At 62.3% G+C, this 6,817-nt stretch carries 8 protein-coding genes; 4 read left to right on the forward strand and 4 right to left on the reverse strand.

The annotated features are described in order from the left end of the window. The 4 genes from urtC to EN994_RS12645 all read left to right on the forward strand — a co-directional run. Positions 1-860 (forward strand): urea ABC transporter permease subunit UrtC (urtC, locus tag EN994_RS12630; RefSeq protein WP_127307565.1); only part of this gene is annotated, 860 nt, incomplete at its 5' end. A gap of 6 nt (positions 861-866) precedes the next feature. Further along, a complete protein-coding gene (urtD, locus tag EN994_RS12635; RefSeq protein WP_013531846.1) occupies positions 867-1,613 on the forward strand; it encodes an urea ABC transporter ATP-binding protein UrtD in 747 nt (248 codons plus the stop codon). Between the two features lie 69 nt (positions 1,614-1,682). Next, positions 1,683-2,378: an urea ABC transporter ATP-binding subunit UrtE gene (urtE, locus tag EN994_RS12640; protein WP_013531845.1), complete on the forward strand. Its 696-nt coding sequence runs from the start codon at positions 1,683-1,685 to the stop codon at positions 2,376-2,378. Between the two features lie 269 nt (positions 2,379-2,647). Continuing rightward, positions 2,648-2,824 carry a hypothetical protein gene (locus EN994_RS12645; protein ID WP_013531844.1) on the forward strand — a complete coding sequence of 59 codons (177 nt, stop codon included), beginning with the start codon at positions 2,648-2,650 and terminating at the stop codon, positions 2,822-2,824. 44 nt (positions 2,825-2,868) lie between these two features. On the opposite strand, the gene EN994_RS12650 is transcribed toward EN994_RS12645, so the two are convergent. The 4 genes from EN994_RS12650 to uvrA all read right to left on the reverse strand — a co-directional run. Beyond that, positions 2,869-4,020, reverse strand: coding sequence for a GGDEF domain-containing protein (locus EN994_RS12650; RefSeq protein ID WP_013531843.1), 1,152 nt, complete (start codon positions 4,018-4,020; stop codon positions 2,869-2,871). Between the two features lie 115 nt (positions 4,021-4,135). Further along, complete coding sequence (locus EN994_RS12655) at positions 4,136-4,957, reverse strand: DUF72 domain-containing protein (protein WP_063167930.1); 822 nt, start codon at positions 4,955-4,957, stop codon at positions 4,136-4,138. A 26-nt stretch (positions 4,958-4,983) separates the two neighbouring features. Further along, on the reverse strand, positions 4,984-5,454 hold the full coding sequence (locus tag EN994_RS12660) for a GNAT family N-acetyltransferase (protein WP_063167931.1): 471 nt from the start codon (positions 5,452-5,454) through the stop codon (positions 4,984-4,986). A 30-nt stretch (positions 5,455-5,484) separates the two neighbouring features. After that, positions 5,485-6,817 (reverse strand): excinuclease ABC subunit UvrA (gene uvrA, locus EN994_RS12665; protein ID WP_127307566.1); only part of this gene is annotated, 1,333 nt, incomplete at its 5' end.

Below are 6,817 nucleotides of genomic sequence, written 5' to 3' on the forward strand. Positions count from 1 at the left end.
GGTATGGCTTCGACCATTTCTGGTTCGCCGGCCTCATGGTGCTCGCGGTGCCTGGCCTGCTGGCTTTCGTCTTCGGCTGGTTCGCCTTCCGCAGCCGCGTCACCGGCGTTTATCTCTCCATCATTACCCAGGCGATGACGTATGCGCTGCTGCTTGCCTTTTTCCGCAACGACATGGGGTTCGGCGGCAACAACGGCCTGACCGATTTCAAGGATATTCTGGGCTTCAACGTGCAGGCCGACGCGACGCGCTCGGCGCTGTTTGCCGCCAGCGCGGTGATGCTGGCACTTGCCGTCTTCGTCACCTGGGCGATCGTCGGCTCAAAATACGGCAAGCTCTTGATGGCGGTACGCGATGCCGAGAGCCGCACGCGCTTCCTCGGCTGGCGGGCGGAGAACGTGAAACTGTTCGCCTTCACCGTCTCGGCCGTCATGGCCGGCATAGCCGGCGCGCTCTACGTGCCGCAGGTCGGCATCATCAATCCGGGTGAATTCGAGCCGGCCAATTCGATTGAAGTCGTCGTCTGGGCGGCTGTCGGCGGGCGCGGCACCATTGTCGGGCCGATCATCGGTGCGTTGCTGGTCAATGCCGGAAAATCCTGGTTCACCGGCGTACTGCCGGAGTTCTGGCTGTTTGCACTGGGTGGACTATTCGTCGCCGTCACGCTTTTGCTGCCCAAGGGCATCATCGGCATGTGGGACAGCTGGCGCGGCAACGCCAAGGCGTTGCGAGCTGCTTCGATTGCCGAGGAAGCCGGCACCGATGCCGATGTCTCGCCGCCGGCGAAAATCGTTCGCAGTGAAGCAAGAAAGCCAGGTGACTGGTCCGCCAGCAACCCCGAACCACAGCCGGCGGAGTGAGCGACCATGTCAAAGTCGAACACGATCCTTTATCTCGACGGCGTCTCGGTCTCCTTCGACGGCTTTCGCGCCATCAACAATCTGTCGCTGGTGCTCGACAAGGGCGAGATGCGCGCCATCATCGGCCCCAACGGCGCCGGCAAGACGACGATGATGGACATCGTCACCGGCAAGACGCGGCCCGACGAGGGCGAAGTGTTCTTCGACGGCCAAGTCGATCTGACCAAGCACGACGAGGCCGAGATCGCAATGATGGGCATTGGCCGTAAATTTCAGAAGCCGACCGTCTTCGAAAGCCACACGATCGAGGAAAACCTGATGCTGGCGCTGAAGGGTCCTCGCTCGATCTTCCCGGCGCTGTTTCACCGCCGCTCGGCCGCCGAGACGCGGCAGATTGATGACATCCTCGGCATCATCCGGCTTGGCGACAAGCGTGACGAACTGGCGGCCAATCTCAGCCATGGGCAAAAGCAGTGGCTGGAGATCGGCATGCTCTTGGCGCAGGACCCGAAACTGCTTCTGGTTGACGAGCCGGTCGCCGGCATGACCGATGCCGAGACCGAGGAAACCGCGCGGCTGCTCAAGGATATCGCCCGCGACCATTCGGTCATCGTCGTCGAGCACGACATGCATTTCGTGCGCGAGCTCGGCGTCAAGGTCACCTGCCTGCACGAGGGCTCGGTGCTCTCGGAAGGCACACTCGATTTCGTGTCGGCCGACGAGCGTGTCGTCGAAGTCTATCTGGGGAGATGAGCATGGTCTGGCGGGTTCAGTTCCATCACTTCGATCTGTCGTTTCTCAGGTTCTGGAGACGGCGCTGACATGCTCGAAGTTTCCAATGCCACGCTGCACTACGGCGCCGCCCAGGCGCTGCGCGGCGTATCGCTGAAGGCGGGCGCCGGCAAGATCACCTGCGTGCTCGGCCGCAACGGCGTCGGTAAGACCAGTTTGATGAGATCGATCGTCGGCCACCACCGGCTGACGAGCGGAAGCGTTGCCTTCGAGGGGAAGGCGCTCGACCGGAGCGCGGCGTATGACCGCGCCCGGTCGGGCATCGCATTCGTACCGCAGGGCAGGGAGGTCTTTCCGCTGCTCACCGTGCGGGAGAACCTGGAATCAGGCTTTGCGCCGCTGAGGCGAGCCGACCGCAACATTCCGGCGCATGTCTTCGAATTGTTCCCTGTGCTGAAGCAGATGCTCGGCCGTCGCGGCGGCGATCTTTCCGGCGGCCAGCAGCAACAGCTCGCCATCGGGCGGGCGCTGGTGATGCGGCCGAAACTGCTCGTGCTCGATGAACCGACCGAGGGCATACAGCCGTCGATCATTAAGGACATCGGCCGCGCCATCCGCTATCTACGCGACCAGGCGGGCATCGCCGTGCTTTTGGTCGAACAATATCTCGATTTCTGCCGCGAGCTCGCCGACGAGGTCAACATCATGGACCGGGGCGTGATCGTCCATACCGGCCCGGCTGAAGATTTAGACCGGGCTGATGTGCGGAAGTTCCTTACCGTCTAGCATTGGCGGTGAACTTCAGTTGGCGATCCGAAGTTCTTGCCAAGTCCAATATTTCTCCATCCGATCACCTGCGTCTCTGGCACGCTCAATATCGCGTGCTAGTCTTTTCCATGGCTTTGTGAGTCGGCCGCTTCCGTATCAGTCTGGTTATCGCAGATCGAGGACCACGGCCAATGCCGGGCAAGTTTCACGCAAGCAAGGCTGCCTAGCTTCCCTCCTGCGATCTCTGTCGTTCAAACGCGTTTGGGCACACAGGCTAAGGGACAGCCATGGAACGTTACGTCGAGGATTACCAGAAGCGGCGGCTTACCGAACGCGTCGACATCATCGCTGCCATCAATATCTTGAGATCACAGGGCTGCGACTACGACGATCTGATCGAGGAGATCACCAAGGTCTTCTATGTCGATCTCGATACCTTCAATGAGATTGTCATGGCGGCCTAGGAGCCGCATTCGTCTCCCCACGATCAGAGGCCGGTGTTGCGCGATTAGCTTGCGCGCCTGAACGGAGATGCGGTGACGCGGTTACGGCCTCCGCGCTTGGCGTCGTAGAGCGCCTTGTCGGCGGCGTTGAGCACCTTGTCGAAGCCGAGGCCTTCCTTGGTGCCGAAAGCAAATCCGGCACTGACGGTGCATATCAGCGAGCCTGTCTCGGTTTCGATGCGGTGCGCGGCGAAAGCTGCCCGTATGGCCTCGGCGGTGGCCTCCACCGTTTCGGGCAAGGTCCGCTTCAGCACCAGCGCGAACTCCTCGCCGCCCATGCGCGCGGCGACGTCGGCCGGGCGGCGATTGCTGGCGAGTTCCCGTGCAAACACCCTCAGCACCTCATCACCGGCGGCGTGGCCGAATTCGTCGTTGATGGCCTTGAAGTTGTCGAGATCGAAGACGACCACCGCCGTGAAGGCGCCGACCGGCGCATCGCCGTGCAGGTCGAACAGGGCGCGGCGGTTGAGCAGGCCGGTCAGCGGGTCGGTCAGGGCATTGTGGCGGTGATGCCGGGCCAAGCGTCCCTGATTCAGGGCCAGGGAAAGCGCTCCAATCCCGGTCATGCTGGCGATGACGATGATGAGGCTCAGTTCCTCGGCCCAGTTGCTTGGCGCATGTCCAAGGACCAGCTTTCCATCCAAGGCTAAAACCATGGCGCAGAGAGCGAAGGATGCGGCCGTGGCAGAATAGAGCGCGGTGATACCGATCGTCAGGGCAGGGGCTTCGTCGCGGCCCTTCCAGTATTCGACCGCCGTTGCGAACAGAAGCAAGGCGGCGAAGGCATTTTCGAACATGAAGCCCAGCCCGTCATAGCCTAGAGCCATGGGAGGCAACGTCACGGCCAGCGAAATGGCGCTGCCAAGTACAGTTCGGGGCACTGGCGAGCCGCCGGTTCTAAACTGGTAGGCCGCGCCCAGCATTGTCGAGAAACCGAGCAGGAGGAAAGCCAGCGTGGCGATGCCCAGCAGGCGCCCGGGCATGTCGATATAAGCGTCATAGACAAAAATATCGCCGACCACGAACACCAGGCTGATCGCCCATGTCAGCAGGAATTTCTCCGAGCGAGCGGTCAGCCACATGCCGAACAATGTCAGGCTCAGGCAGGCCGCGGAAAAACCGACAGCCAGGAGAAGTGAAGTGTAGTCGAGCGACATGCCCCTCGTCCTTGCCCGTGGCGGCCCAGATCTGCGACTGGTCTGGCTGGATTCATGCAGCAAGGAGGTATCGATAAGGTTACGACGGTGGCGAAGATGCCATGATTCCGCTGCGTCAGGGCACCGGTTGACCCTGGTCCACTCGCTTCATCAGTGCCATGGCGCCGAACGGCGCGCGCACCTTGCCCTCGGTGATGAAGTAAACGAACACGTCGCGCGGCTTGACCGGCGCATCGGTGGCGGGGTCGGCGCGCCGCAGGTCGGCCGGCTGCTTGCCTTGCGCCCAGGTCTTTACCCGCGCGGCCCATTCATCGAGGCCTTTCGGCGTATAGCAGTCGGGATTGTCATCGCTGCCGGTCTGCAGTCGGGCGTAGACGAAATCGGCGGTGATGTCGGCGATATCAGGATATTTGGCATGGTCGGCGTAGACGATCGCGGCCTTGTATTTTCGGGCAAGTGCTGCGAATTCCGGCACGACAAAACTGTCGTTGCGGACTTCGAGCGCATGGCGCAGCGCAACGCCGTCCTGCTTTTCCGGGAGCAGCTTCAGGAAGGCTTCGAAATCGTCCGGATCGAATTTCTTGGTCGGTGCGAACTGCCACAGGATCGGCCCGAGCTTTTCGCCGAGCGCCGCCACGCCGGAGCCAAGAAAGCGCATCATCGATTCGCCGGCCTCGCCCAGCACGCGCCGGTTGGTGACGAAGCGGTTGCCCTTCAGCGAATAGACAAAGCCGTCCGGCGCCTCGCTGGCCCATTTGACGAAGGTCGGCTCCTTGAAGCTGGAATAGTAAGTGCCGTTGACCTCGATGCTCGGCACCTGGCGAGTGGCGTAGTTCAACTGCTTGGCCTTGGGAAGCTTGTCGGGATAGAAGGACGTATCCCAGGGTTCGAAGGTCCAGCCGCCCATGCCGGCGCGGATTGTTCCCGATGTGCTCATTGTCATCCTCCCAATGCAGAAAAAGATCAGGCCGCGGTGATCTGATCGACGGTTTTGGCCATGTCGACGAGCACCCATCCTGGCCGGTAGGGATTGGGCCGGCGACCCGTTTCGTGGAAACCATAGGCAAGATAGAGCGCAATGTTCCGCTCCATCCTGGCGTTGGTGTAGAGCCGCACTTCTGGCAGACCCCAGAGATGGGTCTGCTCATCCGCGTGTTTCAGCAGCGCAATGCCGAAGCCCTTGCCTTGAAAGTCGGGGGAGACCGCGACGGAGAAGATCATCGCGTGGTCGTCATGTCGCTCCAGCGTGATCAGCCCGGCAAGCTCGCCGCCACTTTCCAGCAACCAGACCTCGCCGCGCACGATGCGCGGTGCATAGTCCTCGGTGACCGGGACCGGCGGCGCGCCGAACAGTGCGATGTAAGGCGCATAAGCCGCTTCCGTCAGCGAGACGACGGTTTGGAGATCACCGGCAAGCGCTCTTCTGATTGTCATTCAAAAGCTCTCCAGGCGCCAACCGGTCGATCACTCCGCCGCTTCGCGTTTGCCTCCGGGACGTCGCTCCAGAAGCTCCTTGAGGAACTGGCCGGTGTAGCTGCGCTTTTCGCGCACGATGGCTTCCGGCGTGCCGGAGGCGACCAGTTCGCCGCCGCCATCGCCGCCTTCGGGGCCGAGGTCGAGCACCCAGTCCGCGGTTTTTATCACTTCGAGATTGTGCTCGATGACCACCACCGTGTTGCCCTGGTCTACCAGTTCGTGCAGCACTTCCAGCAGTTTGGCAACGTCGTGGAAATGCAGGCCAGTGGTCGGCTCATCCAGGATATAGAGCGTCTTGCCGGTCGCCTTGCGCGACAGTTCCTTGGCCAGCTTGATGCGCTGCGCCTCGCCGCCGGACAGCGTTGTCGCCTGCTGGCCGATATGGATGTAGCCGAGGCCGACCTGCTTCAGCGTGTCGAGCTTGTCGCGCACGCCGGGCACGGCGGCGAAGAAATCGACGCCTTCCTCGACCGTCATGTCGAGCACGTCGGCGATCGACTTGCCCTTGAACAGGACATCGAGCGTCTCTCTGTTATAGCGCTTGCCGTGACAGACGTCGCAGGTGACGTAGACGTCGGGCAGGAAGTGCATCTCGATCTTGATGACGCCGTCGCCCTGGCAGGCCTCGCAGCGGCCGCCCTTGACGTTGAACGAAAAGCGTCCCGGCTGATAGCCGCGCGCCTTGGCCTCCGGCAGGCCAGCGAACCAGTCGCGGATCGGCGTGAAGGCGCCGGTATAGGTGGCCGGGTTTGAACGCGGTGTGCGGCCGATCGGCGACTGGTCGATGTCGATGACCTTGTCGAGGAATTCGAGGCCCTCGATGCGGTCGTGGTCGGCCGGATGTTCGCGCGAGCCCATGATGCGTCTCGAAGCGGCCTTGAACAGCGTCTCGATCAGGAAGGTCGACTTGCCGCCGCCGGACACGCCAGTGACGGCGGTGAAGGTGCCGAGTGGGATTTCGGCGGTGACGTTCTTCAGATTGTTGCCGCGCGCGCCGACGATCTTGATGCGGCGGTTCTTCTTCGCTTCACGCCGCACGCCGGGCGTCGCCACTTCGAGCGCGCCCGACAGATATTTGCCGGTGATCGAATTGGGATTGGCCATGACCTGCTGCGGCGTGCCCTGGGCGATGATCTCGCCGCCATGGATGCCGGCGGCCGGGCCCATGTCGACGACATAGTCGGCATGCAGGATGGCGTCCTCGTCATGCTCGACGACGATCACCGTGTTGCCGATGTCGCGCAGGTGCTTCAGCGTATCGAGCAGGCGCGCATTGTCGCGCTGGTGCAGGCCGATCGACGGCTCGTCCAGCACATAGAGC

Source organism: Mesorhizobium sp. M7A.F.Ca.CA.002.09.1.1 (assembly GCF_003998555.1).
GTDB lineage: Bacteria > Pseudomonadota > Alphaproteobacteria > Rhizobiales > Rhizobiaceae > Mesorhizobium > Mesorhizobium ciceri.